Below are 23494 nucleotides of genomic sequence, written 5' to 3' on the forward strand. Positions count from 1 at the left end.
AGGATATCTCCCATGTTAAAGAAAAATAAAATATCTCTGAGCGCTATCGCCGCGGGGCTGGCGTTAAGCGGAATGCTGGTCAGCACGTTTAGCCATGCGGCCACAACCGACGCCGCCTCACAGATGCCGGATATTAGTCAGAAAAAAATTCTCGTAGGTTATTGGCACAACTGGGGAATTAACCCGGAAGAGATAGACAAAGCGCGCGGCTATCAGGGAGGCTTACCTTCTGATATGTCGCTGCGTGAAGTGCCGAGAGGCTACAACGTCGTCAACGTCTCCTTCATGAAAGTCATGGATGGGCAGAGCGGGAATATTCCCACCTTCAAACCCTACAACGCGAGCGATGAGGAGTTCCGCGCTCAGGTTGCAGAGCTGAACGAGCAGGGGCGCGCGGTGTTGATTTCACTGGGCGGCGCTGACGCGCACATTGCACTGAACAAAGACCAGACTGAAGCGCTTGCGGCGGAGATTATTCGCCTGACCGATCGCTATGGTTTTGATGGTCTTGATATCGACCTGGAGCAGACGGCCATTACCGCGGCTGACAACAGTACGGTGATCCCGGCGGCGCTGAAAATGGTGCGCGACCATTATCAGCAGCAGGGCAAACACTTCATCATCAGCATGGCGCCAGAGTTCCCCTATCTCCAGGCCGATCGCGGGGTGAACTACAAAGCCTACCTGCAAAATCTTGAGGGCGTGTATGACTTTATCGCTCCACAGTATTACAACCAGGCGGGCGACGGCGTGAATATGATGACGCAGGAGGAGAAGGACGAAGTCGGTGAATGGTGGCTGCCGCAGGAATGGGGGAAGGGCTATAGCGACCGTCAAAAAGAGCTTTTCCTTTACTATCTCACCGACAGCCTGGCAAACGGGACGCGCGGTTATGTGAAGATCCCGGCGAACAAGCTGGTGATTGGTCTTCCGGCCAACCCGGATGCGGCAGGAACCGGCTATGTGCGAGACGCGCAGAGTGTCTTTAACGCACTTTCGCGACTGGAAGAGAAAAATGAAGCGGTAAAAGGGCTCATGACCTGGTCAGTGAACTGGGACAATGGCAACACTAAAAATGGTCAACATTACGGCTATGAATTTCTGAACCGCTACCAGAGCATCCTTGACGGCAGTCTGCCGGATGGGGGCGACGAAACAGATACTCAGGCGCCAACACAGGTGCAGGGCGTGCAGGCCACGCTGAAGGGGCAGGATGTTTCGCTCAGCTGGCTGCCAGCTAAGGATAATACTGGCGTGGCGGGGTATGCCATCTGGCGCGGTCTGGAAAAGATCGGTGATACCCATGAACTCAACTTTACTGACACCCAAACCCAGCCTGGCATGAGCTATCGCTATACGGTCATCGCCTATGATGCAGCCAACAACTTCGCTACGCCGAGCCAGCCGGTCAATGTTACCGTGCCCGATAATGACGATGGCGGAGGCGAAGAGGGCGGCCAGGGCGGCGACGTTACCCCATTCACGCCGGGTAAACTCTATGCCGTAGGGGATAAAGTGCTCTATGAGGGCAACGTTTATCGCTGTCAGATTGGCCATACAGGTGCCAGCCATTGGTCGCCGGATCGGGCCCGCAACTTGTGGGTAGCTGAATAACCTATTTCTTAAACAGCATGGCTTCGCAGGGAGCCGTGCTGTTTGTTTTACAGGACAACGACTATGCAAACTTCTCTGGTTATTGCCAAACGTTACGATCGGTTTTCTCGCCTTCTGCACTGGGTGGTCGCAGCCGTCATTATCTACGCGATGTGCATGGGCTATATTCTGCACGCGCTGGAAGGAACCCGCTGGTTTACCTTCTTCTCCGTGCTGAATATGTCGCTGGGTACCATCGCCACGCCTGTCATGATGGTGCGCTTCGTCTGGCGTTTCTTCCGCCCTTCGGTGCCCTATCCGGCAACGGTAGCCGGACGTAAAAAACAGCTGGTGGTATTTATTCATGAGCTGTTTTATCTGACCATTATGGTGGTGCTGGTTAGCGGTTTTCTGATGCTGCAAAAAGACTACAACCTGTTTGGTCTGGTGCCGGTTTCCCGCCCGATCGCCATCGCCGAAGTGAATGCGTTTTTCTTCCAGGTGCATCGCTACAGCTGCATTTTGCTGGGTGTGATTCTGCTTGGGCATGTCGCGGCGGTGTTGAAATACACCTTTAGCGGGCAGCGGGAGATTCTGCAGCGGATGCTGTGAGAAAGAGGCTCACTCCCCCCATCAGATGCGCGGTGTTGCCGATCCTGTGAAACATCACCATCCCGCGCATCTGCCTTCCGTGCAGCGTTTGCAGAACAACTTCCCGGGCAAAGCTGCTTTCACGTTGCTGTGAGTACCAGGCGCGAAAACCGGGCAGGAACGGCGTATCGCAGTGTGCGTCCAGTAGCGTCAGGGTGCTAAGCGTCTTTTCCTCATCAGGGAACAGCGCTTCCGTACTGCCTTGCCAGTGGATCTCCTCGTCTGGCATCGAGAGGCGAAACACGACGCAAGAACCCGTCTGCGACAGGCGAATAATTATGGCACTGGTGCTGGCCGCGAGCGCCTGTTGCTGTTGGATCCAGCCGCGGTACTGATATAAACAGTTGGCAAAAATCGCCGAAAATACCAGGTACCACTGCGCCTGCCAGATTGCGGGGATGAGATCGGGCGTTAGCGTGTAAAAAATCCCTTCCCGCTGCTGGGTCGCCAGCACCACAATCAGGTATTGAATAAGCAGCAGAGCGCCAACGCCGCGTCCGGAGAGCGCAAACACGCTCAGTAAAACCACCGTCGTTTGCACCAGCAGCAGGTTTAGCCCCTGCCAGAGCGGTGGCAGGAAAAAGTACCCCGTCATCAGCACCAGGGTATTCGCGGCAAGAAGCAGAGCTTCCCGCCCGTTAAACCGCGGGTGCGACAGCATTTTGCTCTCACGCAGCAGCGGCAGAATGGCGAGAATGCCGGTTAATGCCGCCAGCACCCAGGAAAAAAAATGCAGAGGCGCAATCGGATACCCTGAGAGTAACAGCGCCAGATTAAGCAGCAGGCTGCCGCAAAAAATGCTGAAGATTAACTGCAGGGGGTAGATCAGTTCACCAATAATCGGCCTGCGCGCAAAACGCAGCGCAGGCAGTTGCGCATTCAGACGAAAGACGGCGACGCACAGTGGAAATATCGCGACGTCGAAGAGGGCGAACAGGCACGCCAGCGTGAGCGGGCGGCCTATCCAGACGCCAGCAAACACATGCAGCAAGCCCGCGGTAGCCAGCCACAGCGGCCACTCTCGCGGGGCCGTCAGCCATAACGCGGCGAAAAGCAGCGGCGCCGGGAGCCAGAGCGTGGTGGAGAGGCTCCAGCTATCCCGCGTATGAAAGCTCAGCAATGCCAGCAGGATATAGAGACCCGAAAAGGCCAGCCAGCGGATAATATTGGTAATCAGCGTTGTTCTCCCACTGAGGCATTCAGCGTTATTCAGGTATTTATCATTTTAAGCTCAATTATTTTATCGTCGCTATTGATACGCTGGGATTTTTTCTAAAGGGCTTAACGATGGACTGGCAAAGCGACAAACGCGATCCTGCTACCCTGTGGTTTTCACTTTCTTCACGAGCGGCAGAACATGAACAGGGAAAGGAGTGGCATATCGCGGCATTATTGTGGAAAGAAGCGGCACAATATGCAAAAGCGCATCTGAATATTGAATGGGCGAACTTGCGCGGAGACTTTTGTACTTTACGTGCAAACAGGCTGCCTAAATATAACGAGTAGTCTCTGCTATTATCGGAGATTGCATGTCCCTCAGAGTGTGGAACCATGGTTGAGAGTGTAATACTCGTTTTTAGCGTTTTTCTGGGCGCCATTATCGGCAGTTTTTGCAATGTCATCATTTATCGGCTCCCCTTGATTCTCCACGGTGAAGCACTCTCTTTATCGTGGCCTGCTTCCCACTGCCCACGCTGTAAACACCCCATTAAATTTCGCCACAATGTTCCTCTGATGGGCTGGCTGCTGCTGCGCGGGCGCTGCGCCAGCTGTGGTCAGGCGATATCGTGGCGCTATCCGCTGGTTGAAGGGCTTATGGCGCTGCTGTACGGGGTGATTATCTGGCAGCAGGGCATCACGCCGCAGAGCCTGTTCGACCTGCTGGCGGTGACGTTTTTGCTGCCGCTGCTGTTTATTGACCTGCGCACCATGCTCCTGCCCGACCGTCTGACGCTCCCGCTGCTAGTGATGTCGCTAGCGTTTGCCGTCAGCGGCTATAGCCGGGTGGAGCCAACGCAGGCATTAATCGCCGCTCTGCTGGGATTTGGCGTGCCCTGGGCGCTCTCTTTGCTGTTCCGTTTATTGCGCGGCCATGAAGGGATGGGGATGGGGGATATGAAACTGCTGGCGGCGATCGGGGCGTGGCTTGGCCCGCTGGCGCTGCTGGATGTTTTTGTTGCCTCGACCCTGCTGGCGCTGATCACGGCGCTGATTCTGTTGCGGATCAAGCCCGGTCAACCGTTTCCCTTCGGACCGTATCCGATTATTGCCGCGATAGGGTGGGTGATCTTATACCGATAAAAAAGCGCCGGAACGAAGGGGCGATTTCCGGCGCAAAAATGATAACGAAAGTGTAGGCAGGGAATGATAATGTGAGGCGCGGGTCAGTGAAGACCCGGCCAGAGTTAACTTACAGTATTATTTGCACTCTTTAGGCATGTTGGCAGCACCTTCTTTCTTCCAGACGCCCCACTCGCCATCGGAACCAGGCTTAACGCCTCGGGTTTCCCAGCTGTTCAGCCAGATGTTGCCCTCATAGCTCACTTTTTCACAAGGTGTCTTGTAAGTCTTGCTGTGATCCCAGGCTTTTACATCGGTTTGCGCCGGGCGCAGCTTGATCACCTTCGTTGCCGTGGAGACTTTACCGGTATCAGGTGCCGTCACTTTCACCTGCAGCGTCACGTCCACATTGTCGGTATACGGATGTTTACCCATGAGGTTGGTGCTGAAGTTATTTGGTGACGAGATCTGAATCTTATCGGCGTGATTCAGTGCGGACCATTCAATTTTTGCCCCTTTTAACGAGTCATTATTTTTGGACACGACGGCGGCAGCAATAATGTCACTGCCAACAATGGTGTCCTGGTTGTTGCCCGTATTGATCTGCACATCAGAAGCCTGCTGCGCTTCCTTCACGGTCACGGTGATATCGTCGGTGCTGGTTTTGCCATTTTTGGCCGTCACCGTCAGGCGATAGGTCACTTTACCGATTTTGCCGGGTTTAATCAGCGCGCGGGCTTTTGCCGCGTGGACGGTTGAAACCCATTCGCCACCGTTAGCAACCTGCAACGCACCAATGTCCTGCCCTGAAATGATAGTCCATTGGTATTTTTCAGCATTGACGCTTGCGGAACCGTTAAGGTCATAACCACGTGATTCACTGTTGCTGTAAACGGTGAAGTCACTGCCTGCCTTCGCCTCCGGTGCCGTGCTATCCGCTTCAGCTTTGGCATTCAGGGTGACGGTTTTTGAATCACTCACGTTTTTATCATTGGTGACGGTCAGCTTCACGTTGACGGTAAAATCGCTCTCAGGTTTAGCCTTCAGGCGAATGCTGGCTTTAGCACTGGTGCTGTTTTCCAGAATGACCTTATCGGCATTGCTGGTGACGGCCCAGCTGTACTTCAGCTCTTTCCCCGTTGAGGCGCTACCGTCCAGCGACAGCGTGCTGGTTGACAGGTTATGACTGGATGGCGTGACGTTGGCCACCGGTTTGGTAATGACTTCACCGCCAAAATCGACGTCAATCATCTGATAAAATGCGTTATCGGTATCGCGCACGCGCCAGACGGCATAAATTTTCTGCTTACCTTCACGCTCCGGTACGTCGCAGGTGTGGGTTTCGAAGCCTGTCGGGAGAGAAATATCGGCCGACGGGTTGCCTGGCGCATAGGTATAAACCTTATGGCAGAATGGCTTATCTTCAAACATCGCCCTGGTCAGGCGCGAATCCGCACCCGGAACAGACTGCCAGTCCGGCTTAGTGATGTAGTAGGTAAAATAGGTGGTGCGGTGCTTAGCCGGTAAATGCCATTTAAACTGGTGCGGACCCGCAGACATAGGGTTGTTGTAGGTATTCTGCTTTTCGTCATCAAGCTTGCTGAAGGCGGGAGTTGCCGTTGAACCACCGCTTGCCAGTTTTCCATCCGGCGGGAACTGGAACAGCTGTTCGTTGGCGATCGGGGTTGGGCTCATATCGTTGCCAGCCGGGAGCTTCGGCGCTTCCACGGCGTCAGCAGGCCAGACGTTACTATGCTCACCTTTATCGTTCATCGGCGGGAAATGAATCACCGAACGGGATTTTGGTTCAAAAACATAGCCATGCGCCAGTGCGCCCGTGGAATACATACCAATCAATGCCACGGCTAACGCCGACGTAATATTATTCATCTTGAGTAGTTTCAAAATAATCTTCCCTGAATTAATTGAAGGACACTTCTACGTGACTGAGAGGGTTGTTCTGTTTGGCATACACCTTATTTGGCTCTGACTCATCAGGTGTAATCTCGCCGTTGCTGTGCCTGAAACCGGCACGCAGTTCGGGGTGCTGCTGATTGATAGCCTGGGCGAGGGCGTAGGACCAGTGGGCCTCTTCGCCAGCAAGAATGGTGACGCGCGTTTCCAGATTTGGCAGTTCGGTTCCGTCGTTAAAGAAGCGTGCACGAATCGTTTGCCCTTCAACGACCTTCACTTTCTCACCGTTGACGGCGCGTTCCAGCGTGCCTAGTTCTTTCATGCAGTTCTGGTGACCCTGTTCGCAGTTTGCCGATGGCGAGGTCGTGGCGGCGTTAGCTGAAACGCTGACGCCCGCCCCTGCCAGTAAAGCGGCAAGGACAAAAGCAGATCCTGTTAATTTCATAAGTTCCCTTATTTATTACTGAACAATAACGAAAAGTTAATCTCACCTGCGGCGCAGGTAAAAAGGCGTTATTACCGTGTGATAACAGGGACAAATAGTAACGGGAGGAGACAACCGGCTTGAATAAGAGACTTCTCTGAGCAATTAAGAGTCGGGGAGTTTCGGCAGAGAAGAGCGACCGTTCGTGCTGTAAAGAGGGCGGAGCGCGACAGAGTATGAAATAGTACTGCCAATTTCAGTCCTTGACGCATATTAATAAAATCTGAGCGAGTACGGAGTTTAAGAAATGACGTTTTTACGGTTGTCCTGAGTGTTGAATTAATAAAATAAAGCCTGGCTTATATCCAGGCTTTACTATTATGTTAACCAAAAGGGTTTTTAAGGGCAGCTATTATTAGCTGCATCCGACGTTCGCCATGCCCCCCACTCACCGCCGCTTCCTGGCTCTTCTTGTCCTGCGTTGACATACCACTGATTCAGCCAGATTTTGCCGTTATGCGATACGCGGGTACATTTCACCGGGTAGGCGATCCGCGGGTTATACGCTTCTGCGCTGTCATCAGGAATATCAGGTAACTGTGGTTTTTTCACCGTTACGGTGATCTTCTCAGCGCTCATGCTTCCGTCTTTGCCCGTGACGGTTAACCAGTAGGTTGCTTCTCCGTCTGTATTGGCGGGAATGAGTGCCCGGGCGGTAGGCCCTGAAACTTCACGTACCCAGCCTCCGGCATGTTTCTCCTGTAGCCAGAATGTGCCAGTACTGTTTTTGTCGATAGTCCATTTCCAGGAGACGGCATTCTTGCTGGCGCTCCCATCTAACTGATACGCACGGGAAGAATCGGTCGTGCCGGTAACGGTAAAGCTTTCTCCCGGCACTGCCTTTACTTCCTCCTGTTCTTCCTCTTTGAGTTCCAGAATCCTGGCTACCGCTTTTGCCATATTGGGGTGAGTACCTACTTTCGCTGAATCCCCCGCAGCTAAAGGTGTACCGGTTTCCTGGAGAATGGAGCGCATCTGTTGAGGCGTGACGGTGATATTGTGCGCTTTTGCAATGGCCGACAGGCTGGCGACCACGCCTGCGATAATCGGGTTCGCGGAGGACGTGCCGGAGAAACTTGAGGTGTATTCCGCATTTTTTATGCTATGCAAACCGCCGTAACCCGTAGTAACCACATCCCAGCAGCCCCAGCTGGCGCTGGTCACACGTGAGCCATAGGTGCTGAAAGAGGCTTTTTTGCCATTGTTTGCACAAAACGCGCCAGCAATGATCGCGCCGGAATCCCGCTTTTTAACGTCAAATTTTCCATTAAATCCTGCATGATCGAGGTTGATATTGCCATTGCCTGCCGCCTGAATCACGTGCACGCCCTTATCCGTCAGCGCTTTTATCACGTCATAATAGGCTGGAGCGTTTTCCTGGGGGACATAGCAAGAGGAGGTGCAACCTGTCACATCTCCTCCGCCGGTCTGCATACCAATTTGCACCACATCTCCTGCCTGGAGTCTGGGGATCATATTGTAGAGATTATTGGCCTGCCATTTGACGTATCCCATACGGGCGTTCCACGTCAGACCTTTGATGCCCGCATTGATATCTTTCGCCGCCATAATCCCGACGGAGCTGGTGTCGTGATCTTCGCCTGGCGTATAGCGCTTATCACCTTCATGGAAATCGATCGGCGGCAAATTCACATGGCTGGTATTCCATGCGTTGTTTTCCATTGAGACCAGCGAAATGCCGCTACCATCGTGCCCTGAATACTGATTTACGCTGTCGCGATTAACGCCACCCATATAGTAGCCGGGCCGTTTTTCATCTGGCGATTTGGTGTAATCCTGCAATCCACGAAAATCCGGGACGGTGGCCTGGCTGGTACTGTTCAGGGCATAGCTCAGCCCGGAATAGGGCGGCAGGTCGGGAGCCGTGACCCCCTTTTCCAGCGACACCGGCATAGATTCCGGGTAAGCCAGCTCAATATCTTGTCGCGCCGCCAGTTCATTAATTACGTCATTGATATATGCCGCGTCATGTTGCTTATCGGCTGGCAGGGCTATACGTAAATAACGGTTAAAGCCGTAGCGTTCATTAAGCGCATCCATCTCGCTTAATTCACTGCTGCGTAAATGATTTGCCGTAAATAACGGACTCACGGCGAGGGTACTGTCGCGTAATGAAAAGGGTGAAGACTTATTAAGCGTTGTACCGGGTTTTAATTTCACGATAACGGAGAGATACGAAGTGCCTTCCCAGGCTTGCTCGTGCGCGACGGAATTTTGCGCAAAAGCGGGGGCACTCAAAAGTGCACAAATAAGCAGGGCCAGTCCAGTTTTATTCATGTCAACGATCTTCCTTATTAAATGACATCCAGAGTATTGCTGGGATCATCCTGCCATTAGGGGAAAACCTGCATAAGAAGAAGGTCAGCAATAAAATTGCGAGGTGTCTGTTCCATGTTAAGAATTACCTGCTCCGGAAAATATACGGCTGAAATTGGGCTGAGAAATTTATGAAGCAGGCTGAAAGAGTTGTTAAACATCAATGCCTAAGTATTGAATTTAATGAGGGGCGGAAAATCTCATGAACATCTCCTGAGTGCTGTATGGAGTTTAGGAATTATCTGGATCTTAATATCGCTAACCAGGGAGTTTAATTAATAAGGGATGCGTCACAATGCCCAGTGTTTCGTACTGTTCTTTACGTCAAAAATTATCCGTGTGGATAATCCTTTTACATTATTTATTTTCCATCTTTTTGCTCACTGTTCCCCCCGTCGCGCGGGCGCAAACTGAAACTCACGCAACCATTGAAAGCGAAAGCAATCAGCCCCTGCGGGATAAAATGGCCGGCATGTGGGGAAGCGCCCAACAAAACGGCGCGGGTGATGCCCTGCGCGGTGCGGCAAATAGCGAGGTGAATGCCGCGTTAACCCAGGAAGTGGAAGCGTGGTTAAACAATATCGGCGGGAAAGCTCGCGTTACGGCAGATGTCGGTATTGGCGGGAGCGATAGCCGTGATTTCGGGCTGGACTATCTGTGGCCGGTTAAAATCTGGCAACACGACATTCTGTTCACTCAGATGAGCGCACACCGCTGGAACGAGCGCGATATCCTTAACGTTGGCCTGGGCTGGCGGCATACCTTTAACCCGCATCTGATGGCGGGTGGAAACCTCTTCTTCGATCAGGATGTCACGCGCCACCATAACAGAATGGGGGCAGGCGCCGAGCTGTGGAGCGATGGGATTCGTGCGTCCGCGAACTACTACCTGCCCCTGAGCGGCTGGCGTCATTCTGACGACAGCATGTTTAATGACGATCCCGACCGCTATGAACTGTATGAACGTGCCGCCCGCGGCTGGGATCTCAATCTGGAGACGGCCCTTTCACAGCACGTCGCGCTTAAATTGGGCTGGTTCCAGTGGTATGGCGATAAAGTGGACGTTAACGGCAGCCGCAGCGAGGCCAGCCACAATCCTCACGGGCTTAACCTCGGGCTTAAGTGGCAACCTGTGCCGCTGGTAGGGGTCAGCGCGGAGCAGAGCATGATTAGCGGGCAGCGGGATAACTTCTCTGTGGGGCTGAATTTCCACTGGGAGTTTGGCCGAAAACTTTCCGAGATGCTGGCAAGTGAAAATGCGGCGGCTTTGCCCTCACTCATGCAGTCCCGCACGGAGTTCGTTACCCGTAATAACAACATCGTTCTCGCCTATAAGCAGGAAGAAAAAGACAGACGTCTCTATTTCAGCCCGACGGAAAAAACCACGCAGGCTGGCGTACCTTTGCTGCACGCGGTGAAAGGTGGGCAGGGGGGCGTCATTCGCTACACCTCCTCCAGCACGGCGATCGCGACCGTGGAGCCGGGCAGCGGTCTGGTGAACCCAACGCATCGGGGCGATGTCACCATCACAGCGACGGAAACGTCACCTGTCGATCCGGAGCACGTATTAAGTTCCGCCAGCTATCACCTGACCGTGACGCCGGGCGATTTTGCCCCTTCCGTCGAGGGCGTTGCCATTAAGGGGGACATGTCCCCGGGCCAGATCCTGGAGGGGAGTTATCTCTATAAAAGCAATGAAGGGGAGGATGAAGATCCCGAGCAAACCCGGATGCGTTGGTATGACGCAGATTCAGGCGAACTGCTCAAGGAAGGGAGTGCTACGTATGAGGTGCAAACGCGTGATATGGCCCGAAGCGTGGTCTTTGAAGTCACACCGTTCAACAAAAAAGGGATACCAGGGGAGAGCGGAACGGCGAAAATTACCGGGAGCGCAACGATAACCACCCTGCGTATCGATCATCTGCTTTCACCCGGTGAGATCCGCCGTGACGGCAGCGTGAAGTTCTTCGAAGAGGGTCACGGTGCGTTGCTGGTGTTAGCCGAGGTGAAAGACGGTCAGGGTTCCCCTCTGACCGATCAGATGGTGTACTGGCAGAGCAGGAACTCGCTTGGCTCGTTGTCGCAAAACAGCGTACGCACCGATGAGCACGGTCAAGCGCTGGTAAAAATAGAAAACATCATGGCGGATGGTGAAGATGAAATTACGGCCTCGCTGATCCCGCCAGGCGGGATCCAGACCCAGAGCACCGCCAGTGATAACAATGTTCAGCAGGAGAAGATGGCGCTGGTGGTCGATTTTGCCCACCCGCTTGCCATCCGCTTCGTGGCCTCTCCCGAGCGCGCAGAAGTTGCCACGGAAAAGACGTTCACTATTGAAGTTACCGATCAGGATGGTAAGCCTCTGACGGTTGAGAAGAACGTCACGTGGAGCAGTAACGGTGAAACCCTGAGCGGCAAAACGGATAGCGAGGGAAGAGCATCCATCGCACTTATCGCGCCGCAAAAAGCAGCAGAGAAGTGGGTGGTGAACGCCACGGTAGATACCGTGAGTAGCCCGTCAGCGCCCGTAAGCCTTGAGCCAGGGCCGGTGGCAAAAGTGGTGCTGGACGTCCCGGAAAACGTGGTCGCAGGCAGTGAGGATAAAGCCGTTAGCGCGCAGCTGTATGACCGGTTTGATAACGCGGTTATCAGCCGTAAGCAGGCCATCACCTGGCGGATAGAAGGGAGTCAGTTCCGGGAAGCGCCTACCGGAGACAGCGATGAGCACGGTATTGTCAGTGCAACCGTCGTAGTACCTGAAAAAGCGCCATCGCAGGTGAAAGTCTCCGCCGGTGATGAGCAGAAGATCGTCAATGTGACTGTCGGGAAGGTGAATCATGTTGAGCTTAAAGGTACCCCTGATACGCTGAATGCCAATGGGAGCAGCACTTCGACGCTGACCGCCATCGCGCTGGATGAGCACAACAATAGCGTACCGGACGCACCCGTAACGTGGTCGTTAATCACGCAGCAGTTTGGCGCGCTGAGCAACGCGATCGAAAAAACCGATGCAGAAGGCAAAGCGACGGCCACGTTTACGACCGCATCCGCGGGAGGCAATGCGCAAATAGAGGTCGATATTGGCGGCAAAAAACAAGCGACGCAACTGACGCTCAATGGTTACCCGATTATCCGCAGCATCACGCTGAACAAAACCGCCGGGCTGAAGGTGGGCGATACGGTAAGCGTGGAAAAGGTGGACGTGGAGCAGAACGGCGGCGGCGAGGTGACGCTGAGCTACCAGTGGCACCGTGACGGTGGCGCGATCGATGCCGCCACGTCAGACAGTTATCACCTGACGGAGCAGGATACGGGGGCGACTCTCTTTGTGGTGGTGACCGCGACCAACGATGCTAAAAATGAAGGCGATAAGGCGTCGTTGAAAACGGAGCCGGTGGTCGGGAAGGCGTCAGATGTTACGGTAACCGCCAGCGCGGACAGCGTGGATGCGAACGGGCTCAACACCATTACCTATACCGCCACGGCGAAGGATCGCTTCGGCCGTGCGGTGGTGGGCGAGGCGATTGTCTGGGACATCGACAAGCCGGAGCTGGTGAGCCGGGGAGAGGCCAGCGCCGTCACCGGTACAGAAGGCACGGGAACGATGATCGTCACCGCGAAAAATACCGGCGGAAACATCACGGTGAGCGCCACGGTCAACGGCAAGAAGGGCGAGTCCGGCGTGGCGCTGCAGGGGATTCCGACGATCAAAAGCATCACGCTGAACCAAACCGCCGGGCTGAAGGTGGGTGACACGGTAAGCGTTGAGAAGGTGGACGTGGAACAGAACGGCGGCGGTGAGGTGAAGCTGAGCTACCAGTGGCACCGTGACGGTGGCGCGATCGACGGCGCCACGTCGGACAGTTATCACCTGACAGAGCAGGACACAGGGGCAACGCTGTTTGTCGCGGTAACCGCTACCAACGCGGCCAAAAATGAGGGCTATAAGGCGTCGTCAAAAACGGAGCCGGTCACCGGGAAAGCGTCAGCCGTGACGGTCACTGCCAGTGCGGCCAGCGTGGAAGCTAACGGGCTGAACACCATTACCTACACCGCCACGGTGAAGGACCGCTTTGGCCGTGCGGTAGTGGGCGAGGCGATTGTCTGGGATATCGACAAACCGGAGCTGGTGGCCCAGGGGGATACCAGCACCATCACCGGAACCGGAGGCGTGGGGATAATGACCGTCACCACGAAAAATACCGGTGGAACCATCACGGTGAGCGCCACGGTCAACGGCAAAAAAGGCGAATCCGGCGTGGAGATTTACGGCGCGCCGTTGGTGACAGACCTGCATATCTCCGGCACGCCGAAGGTGGGGCAGACCCTGAGTGCGGAATACACCTTCTCGGCAAACGGGAGCGGTGCGGATACGTCCACCTACCAGTGGCAGTGGAAGGACGGAGAGACATGGAAGAATGCGGCAGCCGCTGGCAATACGGCACGAACGTTCACGCTGCCGGACAGCTATGCGGGCTACAGCGTGCGGGTGGTGGTGACGCCGAAGGGCAGCAGTCACCCGTCGCTGACCGGAACGCTCCAGGAGAGCCAGGCGGTGACGGCTTACGGCACGCCAGCGGTGGAGGATGTGCGTACATCCGGCACGCCGGAGGTGGGACAGACCCTGAGGGCGGAATACACCTTCAAGGCGAACGGAACCGGTGCGGATGCTTCAACCTATATCTGGGCGAGGTATGAGAAAACCAGCTGGATGCCGATCGAGGGGGCCAACGGCCGGGAATACACCCTCCAGGCGGGAGACGCGGGTTACAGCATTAAAGTAACGATAGTACCGGAGGGCAGCAGTCAGCCGTCGCTGGTCGGGGCGGTGCAGCACAGCCCGGCATTAGATGTTTACGGTGCGCCATCGGTGACAGATCTGCACATTTCCGGCACGCCGGAGGTGGGGCAGACCCTGAGGGCGGAATATACCTTCACGGCGAACGGAAGCGGTGCCGATGCCTCAACCTATATCTGGGCGAGATATGAGAAAACCAGCTGGATGCCGATCGAGGGGGCCAACGGCCGGGAATACACCCTTCAGGCGGGAGACGCGGGTTACAGCATTAAGGCGGTGGTGACGCCGACGGGCAGCAGCCAGCCAGCACTGGCCGGAGCGGTACAGAGCAGCCCGTCGGTAGACGCTTATGGGGCGCCGTCGGTAACCAATCTTCACATCTCCGGCACGCCGAGGGTGGGGCAGACCCTGAATGCGGAATACACCTTAACGGCAAACGGGAGCGGTGCGGATGCGTCCACCTACCAGTGGCAGTGGAAGGACGGTGAGACCTGGAAGAATGCGGCCGCCGCTGGCAATACGGCACGCACGTTCACGTTGCCGGACAGCTATGCGGGCTACAGCGTGCGGGTGGTGGTGACGCCGAAGGGCAGCAGTCACCCAGCTCTGGCCGGAGTGGCGCAGGAAAGTTCAGCGGTCGAGGTATATGGCGCGCCGGCGGTGTCGGGCCTGAAGATTTCCGGCACGCCGAAGGTAGGGCAGACCCTGAGGGCGGAATATACCTTCAAGGCGAACGGAAGCGGTGCGGATGCTTCAACCTATATCTGGGCGAGATATGAGAAAACCAGCTGGATGCCGATCGAGGGGGCCAACGGCCGGGAATACACTCTTCAGGCGGGAGACGCGGGTTACAGCATTAAGGCGGTGGTGACGCCGACGGGCAGCAGCCAGCCAGCACTGGCCGGAGCGGTACAGAGCAGCCCGTCAGTAGACGCTTATGGGGCGCCGTCGGTAACCAATCTGCACATCTCCGGCACGCCGAAGGTAGGGCAGACGCTGAGGGCAGAATACACCTTCACGTCAAATGGAAGCGGTACGGATAAATCCACCTTTATCTGGGGGAGATATGAGAGAACCAGTTGGATGCCGATCGAGGGGGCCACGGGTCGGGAATACACCCTCCGGGCCGAGGATGCGGGTTACAGCATTAAAGTGACGGTAATTCCGGAGGGCAGCAGCCAGCCTCAGCTGCAGGGCGATACACAGCACAGCCCGGCGGTGGATGCCTATGGTGCGCCGTCAATAACCAATCTGCATATCTCCGGCACGCCGAAGGTGGGGCAGACCCTGAGTGCGGAATACACCTTCACGGCAAACGGGTCCGGGACGGACGCCTCCAGCTTCCAGTGGCAATGGCAGGATGGTGCAACATGGAAGAATGCTGCAGGCGGCACGGCAAGAACGTTTACGCTGCCGGACAGCTATGCGGGCTACAGCGTGCGGGTGGTGGTAACGCCGAAAGGCAGCAGCCAGCCGTCGCTGACCGGTGTGGTACAGGATAGTCCGACGATGGCAGCCTATGACGCGCCGTCGGTAACGGGCCTGAGGATCTCCGGCACGCCGAAGGTTGGGCAGACCCTGAGGGCGGAATACACCTTCACGGCAAACGGGGCCGGTACGGACATCTCCAGCTTCCAGTGGCAGTGGCAGGATGGTGCAGCATGGAAGAATGCCGCAGGCGGCACGGCAAGCACGTTTACGCTGCCGGACAGCTATGCGGGTTACAACGTGCGGGTAATGGTAACGCCGAAGGGCAGCAGCCAGCCGTCGCTGACCGGTGCGGTACAGAACAGCCCGGCGGTAGCGGTATATGGTATGCCGTCTGTGACGGGGCTAAGGATCTCCGGCACGCCGGAGGTGGGGCAGACCCTGAGGGCGGAATATACCTTCACGGCAAACGGGGCCGGTACGGACGTCTCCAGCTTCCAGTGGCAGTGGAAGGATGGCCAGACGTGGAGGAATGTCGCAGGCGGCACGGCAAAAACGTTCACGCTGCCGGACAGCTATGCGGGTTATGACGTGCGGGTGGCCGTGACGCCTAAAGGTTCAGGGCAGCCGTTATCTGGCACTGAGGCCTTTAGTGGTGCTGTTACCATAAGATCTAAGCCTGCGCCTTTCGTTACAAACCTGGGTTACAGTGGCAGTACCGGAGCCTGTAACAGAATAACGGCAACCTACACCTACAACGCTAATGGCGGTGCATCTGAAGGCAACACGATATTTCAGTGGAAGTGGGGAAGCACCGTCGTTTCCAACATAAAAAGCGTTACTTTAGGCTATTGGGGGGAAGTCACGCTTTATGTGACGCCAGTTAATAAGGACGGTATCAGAGGAAAGACGGAATCAAAAACGTTTAAAAATACGGGCTTAAGTAGCTGTGATTGGTAAACACGTTAATTCATTCTGAGGTGTTTTTGTAAACAAGGGGGCATAAGCCCCCTGAACTCTACCTGTCGAATATTTTACAAAGTGCAGGGCTAAAATTCATGAATAATGTCTATCCTGAAAAGCAAGCATCAATACTCATTGGCGATGCCGCCACGCAATTATCCTTGCAGGGGATTAATATTGATCATGTTTCGCTTAGTTATTATCTGGGTAAAAAACTTGAGTATGCCCGGAGTATTAATGATTGCTTGTACGCTGAAGTCATATGTATTGCGCTATCAATGTTGAAGGAAAACGCTAAGTCATCCGGGCAGTGCTGCTGTAAATATAAGGAATGGATTGAGATATCACTTGATTAAGGGATGGACTTATTACGTTTTCAGATCTGCCTTTTACTGTCTCGGGCGATTTTCACTTCTTCAGCAAAATCCAGTGCTTCTTTGTAATCAAAGCTACGCGTTTTGGCATTATGCCTGCCCGGTAACGGTGCCGGTATTTTCACCCCGAACAGCTCACCCGTCGTCATGAGCGCATACACTAATTCAGCCTCGGTGACATCGGCCATTTTCGCCAAAACATTCGTCCTGATACAAAAACTTAACTTCACGTCTAGTCCTCCGTTTTCAAAAGATTTTCAGTCATGTTGCCTTCTGTAAAAATCGATAACGCTGTCGAGATTGGGTCGCATAAAGTTCATGGCATCAATGGTTTCGCACCAGCCCGACAGGGATTCATTTGCTTTTACATACCATGCGTGCTGCTCGCTTCGGGTGTGATGACCCGTGATCAAAACAAGCATGTCGGGTTTAATTCTTCTGATGAACTCCAGATACTTCACCAGATGCGTCTTCGTGCCAAACGTGTCAGCATCGATAATGCACAGTATTTTATCTCTGGCGATAAAATAAAATCGCGCTATTTCTTCAAGCCCTTTTTCGAATAAAAAAGAGTTTGTTCGCACGCAAACCCGAATTTTTTCATGAGTCTGTTTAATTGATGGTTCCATCTTATGTCTCGCTCATCAGGGTAAAATATATGAGATGGCTATTAAGCCTACTATTCCAGCCTGAATAGTGGCAAGGCATTATATTCATTCCTCAGAATAAAATAAGACGGAGCTGGTCTTCTGATTAATAAGAATCTACTCTGTATCTATGAGTTAAAAATAAATAAACGATGATTTTATCTGGCGGTATGTTTTACGGCCTGACGCTTTAAGATATGGTCACTGTTGCGTAAACTTGTTGTTTTTATTTTTCTCAAAGAGGACATTTTCATGACAAAGACCGTCGTAGCATTAGCCATACTTAGCGCTTTTTCAACGGCATCAGTATGTGCCAGTGATTATGCGCGTATGATTAATATTGAAAACCCTGACCATCTGAAAATCAGGGTTCAGAATGCTATTTATGAAGAGGGTTACGATAGCGATTTTATTCCTCATGTCTGGTTTGGTAACGAAGATAACGGCGTGATGAATATCATTGTCGATAATGGTGCGGTGCTGAACGAATCTATTGAAAACGGCCTTAACTGCAACTATGCCATGATTGTCAGTAAAGACAACGGCGTCAACTTACAGGCAAACGGGAAAAACTGTCGTTATAAGAAAAAGAGTTACCGTTCCATTAACTCTCCGGTGATCACCATTATTAATGATTCATCTTTAACGCTTCGGCCCTATTTTTCCGTTAACGGGAATGATTTTTTTGCTGCCGCCGGCGCGATCATCCCCAACGGGATCCGCATGTTCACCGGGGACAGTGGCGACTGGAAAAAACAGGGCGTTCGCCATGGGGATAACCTGAAAGTGAAGTTTAGCTACACGCTGGCAGAGTCGGGTTCGCAAAAAGAGGTCGTCTGCCCGTCTCTTGACACCTTAACGGAAAACCGACTTTATCACCTTCAGGGCGGTGAGCAAAATGCGCTCTGCGTCCTTGAGAGTAATGAGATTCACATTAAAAACGATCGTATTGTTGCCGGATGGAACAAACCTCTGACCAAAGCAGAGCTGCTGCAACGGATCGAAGCCACCGCCGCAGACGATGACGTCATCATAGATATGCCAGATGACAAATACATGGCGCTCTTTACCCAGCCGGATGAATATAAAATCCCGCTGAAAGCAGGGGACGCAAAGGCGACAATCACATTAGTGGTTATCAAAGGGACCATTCCCATCGCGCAGTAAAAACGGCAATACATTAGCGAAAAGCTAACAAGCCGTCAGGCAACATCTCAAGGAGCATGTTGCCTGACGCGCCAGAGTTTTAGGGAATAGCGGTCATCACCCATTGTGGCCGATATTTTTGCTCTCCACCTTTGATATCACACCAGGCAATAAGCGGGTCGGCAACGGTACCTGTTTTTTCATAAAGTAACATTGTACTGCTCTCAGGATTGGGTTCGGATGCTTTAACCCCTGCAGGCAGCCACCATTTGCAGGCAAACTGGGAAACATCGGGCGTGGAGCCCGGCTCTGGAATGACCTGTGCCACATTAACGCTCGCATAGCCTTTCAATGATTTCTGGGCGGCAGCCACCCGATCGTTAACGATAAAAGACGTATCGGGGATCGCGCCATCAGGAAAGAATTCTTTAATTTTCGGCCAGATCCGGGCAATCGGCATTGCCTGATTATAACCATTCACCAGCTCACCGCTGGTACTGAGCGCCAGAACGCGCTGCGTGTCGTTATCGATCAGCGGCGCACCTACGCCCGGCTTCATGGGGTTGTTTTTATTACTCATATCGTTGTTGTATGTGCTACAACGATGCCGGAATTGACCCGCTTCGCGGTCATATAGCTCAATAGCACAGTGGGTGCCATCTGACTTATTCACTGCAGCATACAAACGCGCATTATCTTTTTTAAACTGCGCCTGCGGCAGATAAAATTCGGTTTTTTGAGTGGCAATGTCGTTAGCCTTCGTCTCATCTCTTGGATCAATCCCTAAATAACCCAGTGATTTGACGAAATCTTCTTGCGCTTTATCGCCCGCAAAATCTAACGACAATAAGCGATATTTACCGTCTCTGCTGGATGACTTGCCAAAGGCTTTCACTTTGGCCGTTTTCTTTATCTGATAACTGGTGCAATCGTTCGGATTAACCTCAACCTCCTGAACAAACCAGACCTCTGTGGTTCTTACCTTTTTATCTTCTTTTAAAGGGAAACTGCTTAATACCAGCAGATCGCCATCAACCCCTTTTTCGCCGATGCGCCATCCGGTATTGTAATGCGGTTTTTCCCGGTCATAGGTATCGCGGATCACCGCGACGGGTTTTGTATAGTTATAGATAAAAGGTGACTCTTTAAAGCAGGAGTGCGGGGGCGGGTTTTTGTCACCCGGGATGATATTAAACAATGACACATCCTGAAGCTTTGCCTCGCCCCTGACCTGGAAGGCAATTTCGGCCTGTCGGGAAGAGGGAAGTGCAGAGCCATCGGCAGATAACAACCGTACCGTTACGCTATCACCAAAGATGGATAATGCATCGAAACTGACATGGTGATCATCCGAGCCGCTCAGGATTTTCTCAGCCGCATAGCGGTAAACTTCGTTGTTATTTTTACCCGCAATTTCCACTATCGCCTCGGCGGGCAGGTTAGCATACGAGATATGAACATCAAGCAGCGCCGCATCTTCTATAACAATCGTCTCCTGCGTTTTATTTTGATTCAGATAATGATCAACTTCCTCCAGTGGAATAGCCGTTACGTGATTTTTTGCCTTAATTGCCAGCTCACCAGCAAATACAGGGCTTATGTTTTGAGACACAGCAGCCAGCGAGATGAAAAAATAAGCCAGTCTTTTTTTTTGCATATACGCACTCTCCAGTTTGTGTATTTCTGCACTTCCAGAGTGGCGATCAATAACATGCCCGCCATGGCCCCGCTGGTAAGAAAAAGACATATTTTTATGATATTGCGGCTAATACCTTATTATTCCATTAGCGACCACAAGCCGCAGGCAGCGGGGCCTGCGGATCGCTCTCTACCTGAAATTTCCAGTCGTAATACGTTTTCGCTTTGGCAAACTGTTTTGGATCGTGACGAAAGCCGACTTTTTTACGTGGCGTACCCTTTCCGAGACTGCGCACGCCAATCCAGCGCCCCTGAGGATCGAGGATCATCCCCCAGTTTTTACTCCCGGTTAGCGGGTCGGCGTAGTGCTGGCGCAAGTGATAAAGCGGTTTTCGCCCGCGTTTATCAATAAGTAGCTGTTCGAAACGCACGGGAAAACAGCCATCACCGTTGCCGCGGTAGGCCTGTATCGCCGCGCGGATTTGATCGCCGCGAAATAAAAGCTCAGCCTCCTGTTGCGCCTGATAACGCATCTGCACCTCATCGCGGCTTTTCAGCAGCGACAACGCCAGCGTGGAGAGCGCAATCAGCAGCAGCAGATAGGTAAAACCTCCCTGTTGTTTAATCGAACGCATCGCGATGATCCTGACCGGGTTTAGGTGGCGTCTCGACGTCAATAATTTGCCCTTCGTCATCGGTCTTCGCCTCCCAGATATCGCGGCGGTTGGTGATGGGATCCAGCGGCATCTGGCGCAGATAACCGGCCTCGATCAGATCCTCCAGGCTGTATGGCCCCGCCAGGCGATCGCGGCGGTAGTGATCGATCGCGCTGCGCAGCGCATGCAGATTATGCTCGCGCACCACCTCTTTGGCTCTGTCCGCGTGCTGGAAAAAACGTGGAGCGACCAGGGTCATCAATGTCGCGATGATCGCCATCACCACCAGCAGCTCGATGAGCGTAAAACCTTTTTCACCATTGCGCATAGGGCACTCCATTCAGACCGCTGGCCGTACTGGTACTACTGACATCAAACACGTCTTTCCCGCCGCCGCTGAAATCGCCAGGTGGCTGCGTGGATGCGCGTAACCGCCAGGTCTCTTCATCATTTTTTCCCTCGCAATCGCACATCGGATCGCGCGGTATATGGCGCAGGAAGTAGATCATCGCGCCAGTGGGCGATGTCTTATCCCGGACGCCTTCCACCAGGCTTTTTAGTGTCGGCGGATATCCCGATTCGCTGGTTTTTTTCTCAATGATGCCGTCCACGCTTGCCTGGTGATAACGGTCAATGGCATCGCGTAGCGTGCGCAGCGACTCACGTAACTGCGTCTCCTGCTGCCGCTGATGGTAGTTACGCATCAGCGGCGCAGCGGCAGCGGCAAGCGTGGCGAGTAGCGCCAGCGTGACGATCATCTCAATCAAGGTAAAACCGCGCTGGCGCTGCATTACGATGCTCCGTTTTCCGTTTCTGACTCATCGAGGATCGGTGGCGGCAGCGTGGCCGCCCGGTCAGGGAAATGGGCCGGCGGCGCAAGCGCCGGTGCGGTAAACCCACTCCCCGGCTCGTCGCGCTGCAGGTCGCGCAGTTGAATGCTGTCGCCCGTTAAATCGTCGCTGCCCATCTCAATGGTACTGACGTGGCTTCCCGGTAAATCGAGGTTGCGCTCAATAGTCGGCGTAATTAACAGCACCACCTCCGTGCGCTCTTTGTTGTCGGAATTGCTGCTAAACAGGCGGCCCAGCCCCGGGATGTCACTTAATAACGGCGTTCCTTTTTGGGTCGTGGTTTCATCCTGCTTGATCAGCCCTGCCAGCATCTGGGTCTCGCCGTTCATACTGCTGAGCGTGGTATTGGCTTCGCGTTTCGTGGTGCGGTAATACTTTGCTCCGTTCTCACCGGGTTCTTCGGCGCCCAGGGCACTGAGCGTGAACTTCACCTCCATCGAGATGTTATCGTCCATGCTGACTTCCGGGGTGACTTCCAGCTTCAGGCCGACGTCCTGATAATCCACTTTCTGTTGCGAAATCCCGTCATTGACGGTTGTGGTCAGTACCGGGATCGTTTGACCAATATCAACCAGCGCTTTTTTATTGTTTTTCACCCGGATCCGCGGGTTGGCCAGCACTCTGGCGTTGCTCAACACTTTTTTCATGTCAATGGTCATATTGTCGATATCGACCATGATATTTTTGGCGCTCAGGTCGCCCAGCGGGATCCCGCTTCCCTTTAAATCACCTTCTTTACTTTTCGCAAAACCCGCACTGATGGTTTGCGGCAGCTTCACGCCAAGCGCTTCGAGATCGTTGGTATTTACTTCCAGCACTTCAACGGCCAGCGTGACCTCCGCTTCAGGCCGGTCGAGCGTCACTAACAGGCGCTCCGCTTTTTCCACGTTCTCTTTTGGCCCGCGCAGGGTGACGGAGTTGGTTCGCTCATCAACGTGCACATCCTTCAGCTTGACCATATTGCGCAGGGCGACGTTGACCTCTTTTGCTTTCGCATAACCCAGGAAGATGGTTTTGACGACCACGTCGCGATAGATCTTCTCTTTTTGCGCGGTAGCGGGGTAGATCAGCAACGTATTGCTGTTCAGCACCTTCTTCCGCAGGTTATTCGACAACAGCAGCACGTTGATAGCATCTTCCGCAGTGGTGCGTTTGGCTATCAGGCTGCCGGTAGTGCTGGAGGAAATATCTTTGTCAAAAATGATATTGACCCCGGTCATCTGGCTGATGGTGTTAAAGATGGCCATCAGGCTGTGCTCGCGAAAATTAAGCGCTATCGTTTTTTGCAGTTCCCGGTTCAGACGCTGCTCCGGCTGGTTGATCCGCGACACCTCACGCATCAGGTGATCGCGCAGCGCGCGCGCCTGGGGCCAGTTGGGATCTTCTTCCAGCACCTGCTGGATTTTGTGCAGCGCGCGTGCCGGGTCGCGGGTGCTGTTAGCCACCGCCTCCTTATACAATGCGTCCAGCGCTTTACGGGCATCGAGTTTGCGTAAGCCCTGCAGGGCGCGCAGGTTGCCGGGCTCATAGGTAAGCGCATCGCGCCACATTTGCGTCGCCAGGGTGTAATTGTTCTGACGCACCGCGAGATCGGCATTTTTCAGGTAGTCATTGACCAGCTTTTTGCTGATGTCAGCCTGCTCGGCGCGAAGCGCAATATTCTGTGGGCTGGCGATACGCTGTTGGTCTATCTCCTTAAGCCGCTTAACCAGCACCTGCGGCGAGGCGGTCACG

The 23494-nt window shown here is 53.8% G+C and carries 18 protein-coding genes; 7 read left to right on the forward strand and 11 right to left on the reverse strand.

The window, feature by feature from the left end; translation table 11 throughout:
* Positions 1-12 precede the first annotated feature (12 nt).
* The gene (locus APT89_RS24700) at positions 13-1614 is read left to right on the forward strand and encodes a glycosyl hydrolase family 18 protein (RefSeq protein WP_052954160.1); all 1602 of its coding nucleotides are present in this window, start codon (positions 13-15) and stop codon (positions 1612-1614) included.
* A gap of 63 nt (positions 1615-1677) precedes the next feature.
* Complete coding sequence (locus APT89_RS05470) at positions 1678-2205, forward strand: cytochrome b (protein ID WP_041911166.1); 528 nt, start codon at positions 1678-1680, stop codon at positions 2203-2205.
* Here the strand turns inward: APT89_RS05470 and APT89_RS05475 are convergent.
* Positions 2168-3364 (reverse strand): hypothetical protein, encoded by a 1197-nt coding sequence (locus APT89_RS05475; protein WP_060571889.1) that lies wholly within the window; start codon positions 3362-3364, stop codon positions 2168-2170. The two genes, APT89_RS05470 and APT89_RS05475, sit on opposite strands and share 38 nt — an antisense overlap.
* 167 nt (positions 3365-3531) lie before the next feature.
* Here APT89_RS05475 and APT89_RS23970 point away from each other — a divergent pair, with 167 nt between their 5' ends.
* Positions 3532-3750: an ANR family transcriptional regulator gene (locus tag APT89_RS23970; RefSeq protein ID WP_120247323.1), complete on the forward strand. Its 219-nt coding sequence runs from the start codon at positions 3532-3534 to the stop codon at positions 3748-3750.
* Between the two features lie 45 nt (positions 3751-3795).
* Entirely contained in the window at positions 3796-4545 is a 750-nt protein-coding gene (locus APT89_RS05480; RefSeq protein ID WP_072201694.1) for a prepilin peptidase, read from the forward strand.
* A 117-nt stretch (positions 4546-4662) separates the two neighbouring features.
* On the opposite strand, the gene APT89_RS05485 is transcribed toward APT89_RS05480, so the two are convergent.
* The 3 genes from APT89_RS05485 to APT89_RS05495 form a co-directional block, all read right to left on the reverse strand.
* Entirely contained in the window at positions 4663-6429 is a 1767-nt protein-coding gene (locus APT89_RS05485) for a lytic polysaccharide monooxygenase (protein ID WP_131728584.1), read from the reverse strand.
* Between the two features lie 16 nt (positions 6430-6445).
* Positions 6446-6883 carry a hypothetical protein gene (locus APT89_RS05490; RefSeq protein WP_041911163.1) on the reverse strand — a complete coding sequence of 146 codons (438 nt, stop codon included), beginning with the start codon at positions 6881-6883 and terminating at the stop codon, positions 6446-6448.
* Positions 6884-7261: 378 nt separating this feature from the next.
* On the reverse strand, positions 7262-9220 hold the full coding sequence (locus tag APT89_RS05495; RefSeq protein WP_060571892.1) for a S8 family serine peptidase: 1959 nt from the start codon (positions 9218-9220) through the stop codon (positions 7262-7264).
* 502 nt (positions 9221-9722) lie between these two features.
* On the opposite strand from APT89_RS05495, the gene APT89_RS05500 reads away from it, so the two are divergent.
* Entirely contained in the window at positions 9723-16445 is a 6723-nt protein-coding gene (locus APT89_RS05500) for an inverse autotransporter beta domain-containing protein (RefSeq protein WP_060571893.1), read from the forward strand.
* 98 nt (positions 16446-16543) lie between these two features.
* On the forward strand, positions 16544-16804 hold the full coding sequence (locus tag APT89_RS05505; protein ID WP_041911160.1) for a hypothetical protein: 261 nt from the start codon (positions 16544-16546) through the stop codon (positions 16802-16804).
* 20 nt (positions 16805-16824) lie between these two features.
* Here APT89_RS05505 and APT89_RS05510 read toward each other — a convergent pair whose 3' ends face one another.
* Positions 16825-17010, reverse strand: coding sequence for a hypothetical protein (locus APT89_RS05510; protein WP_045630703.1), 186 nt, complete (start codon positions 17008-17010; stop codon positions 16825-16827).
* Between the two features lie 69 nt (positions 17011-17079).
* Entirely contained in the window at positions 17080-17451 is a 372-nt protein-coding gene (locus tag APT89_RS05515) for a hypothetical protein (protein WP_041911158.1), read from the reverse strand.
* A 270-nt stretch (positions 17452-17721) separates the two neighbouring features.
* On the opposite strand from APT89_RS05515, the gene APT89_RS05520 reads away from it, so the two are divergent.
* Entirely contained in the window at positions 17722-18636 is a 915-nt protein-coding gene (locus APT89_RS05520; protein ID WP_131728585.1) for a hypothetical protein, read from the forward strand.
* A 79-nt stretch (positions 18637-18715) separates the two neighbouring features.
* On the opposite strand, the gene APT89_RS05525 is transcribed toward APT89_RS05520, so the two are convergent.
* The 5 genes from APT89_RS05525 to APT89_RS05545 all read right to left on the reverse strand — a co-directional run bounded on the left by APT89_RS05525 (position 18716) and on the right by APT89_RS05545 (position 23493).
* Positions 18716-20272 (reverse strand): hypothetical protein, encoded by a 1557-nt coding sequence (locus APT89_RS05525; RefSeq protein ID WP_047363885.1) that lies wholly within the window; start codon positions 20270-20272, stop codon positions 18716-18718.
* Positions 20273-20399: 127 nt separating this feature from the next.
* Positions 20400-20888, reverse strand: coding sequence for a type II secretion system protein (locus APT89_RS05530; RefSeq protein WP_045259774.1), 489 nt, complete (start codon positions 20886-20888; stop codon positions 20400-20402).
* A complete protein-coding gene (locus APT89_RS05535) occupies positions 20875-21237 on the reverse strand; it encodes a type II secretion system protein (protein ID WP_080339181.1) in 363 nt (120 codons plus the stop codon). Before APT89_RS05535 ends, APT89_RS05530 begins: the two co-directional genes overlap by 14 nt.
* Positions 21224-21700, reverse strand: a complete 477-nt coding sequence (locus tag APT89_RS05540) for a type II secretion system protein (RefSeq protein WP_028012053.1) — start codon at positions 21698-21700, stop codon at positions 21224-21226. The genes APT89_RS05535 and APT89_RS05540 overlap by 14 nt, the downstream gene beginning before the upstream one ends.
* Positions 21700-23493, reverse strand: coding sequence for a secretin N-terminal domain-containing protein (locus tag APT89_RS05545; RefSeq protein WP_239689080.1), 1794 nt, complete (start codon positions 23491-23493; stop codon positions 21700-21702). The genes APT89_RS05540 and APT89_RS05545 overlap by 1 nt, the downstream gene beginning before the upstream one ends.
* Between the last annotated feature and the right edge of the window lies 1 nt (position 23494).

The organism is Enterobacter sp. 50588862 (assembly GCF_001462935.1).
GTDB classification, from domain to species: Bacteria; Pseudomonadota; Gammaproteobacteria; order Enterobacterales; family Enterobacteriaceae; genus Enterobacter; species Enterobacter bugandensis.

What these genes read in the sequence shown, in the direction of transcription:
- APT89_RS24700 (WP_052954160.1), top strand. Translation starts at nt 13, where the DNA reads ATGTTAAAGAAAAATAAAATATCTCTGAGCGCTATCGCCGCGGGGCTG.
- APT89_RS05515 (WP_041911158.1), bottom strand. Translation starts at nt 17,451, where the DNA reads ATGGAACCATCAATTAAACAGACTCATGAAAAAATTCGGGTTTGCGTG.
- APT89_RS05480 (WP_072201694.1), top strand. Translation starts at nt 3,796, where the DNA reads ATGGTTGAGAGTGTAATACTCGTTTTTAGCGTTTTTCTGGGCGCCATT.
- APT89_RS05495 (WP_060571892.1), bottom strand. Translation starts at nt 9,220, where the DNA reads ATGAATAAAACTGGACTGGCCCTGCTTATTTGTGCACTTTTGAGTGCC.
- APT89_RS05505 (WP_041911160.1), top strand. Translation starts at nt 16,544, where the DNA reads ATGAATAATGTCTATCCTGAAAAGCAAGCATCAATACTCATTGGCGAT.
- APT89_RS05500 (WP_060571893.1), top strand. Translation starts at nt 9,723, where the DNA reads ATGGCCGGCATGTGGGGAAGCGCCCAACAAAACGGCGCGGGTGATGCC.
- APT89_RS05490 (WP_041911163.1), bottom strand. Translation starts at nt 6,883, where the DNA reads ATGAAATTAACAGGATCTGCTTTTGTCCTTGCCGCTTTACTGGCAGGG.
- APT89_RS23970 (WP_120247323.1), top strand. Translation starts at nt 3,532, where the DNA reads ATGGACTGGCAAAGCGACAAACGCGATCCTGCTACCCTGTGGTTTTCA.
- APT89_RS05540 (WP_028012053.1), bottom strand. Translation starts at nt 21,700, where the DNA reads ATGCAGCGCCAGCGCGGTTTTACCTTGATTGAGATGATCGTCACGCTG.
- APT89_RS05520 (WP_131728585.1), top strand. Translation starts at nt 17,722, where the DNA reads ATGACAAAGACCGTCGTAGCATTAGCCATACTTAGCGCTTTTTCAACG.
- APT89_RS05535 (WP_080339181.1), bottom strand. Translation starts at nt 21,237, where the DNA reads ATGCGCAATGGTGAAAAAGGTTTTACGCTCATCGAGCTGCTGGTGGTG.
- APT89_RS05510 (WP_045630703.1), bottom strand. Translation starts at nt 17,010, where the DNA reads ATGGCCGATGTCACCGAGGCTGAATTAGTGTATGCGCTCATGACGACG.
- APT89_RS05470 (WP_041911166.1), top strand. Translation starts at nt 1,678, where the DNA reads ATGCAAACTTCTCTGGTTATTGCCAAACGTTACGATCGGTTTTCTCGC.
- APT89_RS05530 (WP_045259774.1), bottom strand. Translation starts at nt 20,888, where the DNA reads ATGCGTTCGATTAAACAACAGGGAGGTTTTACCTATCTGCTGCTGCTG.
- APT89_RS05525 (WP_047363885.1), bottom strand. Translation starts at nt 20,272, where the DNA reads ATGCAAAAAAAAAGACTGGCTTATTTTTTCATCTCGCTGGCTGCTGTG.